Source organism: Gilvimarinus sp. 1_MG-2023, from assembly GCF_030548285.1.
The window spans coordinates 1-266 of record NZ_JAUOSC010001104.1 but is presented as its reverse complement, the minus strand read 5'-3'; the positions used below and the strand labels follow the sequence as shown (position 1 = coordinate 266).

Below are 266 nucleotides of genomic sequence, written 5' to 3'. Positions count from 1 at the left end.
CTACTGTATCTCTCCGCGCCAACACCTCAACCTCAGCACACCACAAGTCGCCATACTGGCACTGGTGCTACTGTTCTGCTTGCCGCTCAAACTGCAGGCAGAACCGTCCTTGAGCCCCGACCAACTGTGGCAGCAATTACAGCAGCCCGGCTATCTGTTGATGATGCGCTCCGCTCGTGCCCCCGGATTTGGTGACCCAGCCAACTTTGACCTGACCGATTGCAGCACCCAAAGGAACCTCTCCAACGAGGGGAAAGATCATGCTC

1 protein-coding gene is annotated in these 266 nt (G+C 57.1%); it reads left to right on the top strand.

Features of this window, described 5'->3' with window-relative positions:
- Positions 1-266: hypothetical protein (locus Q4563_RS20275; protein WP_303605795.1), on the top strand; the 266-nt coding region annotated here is incomplete at both ends.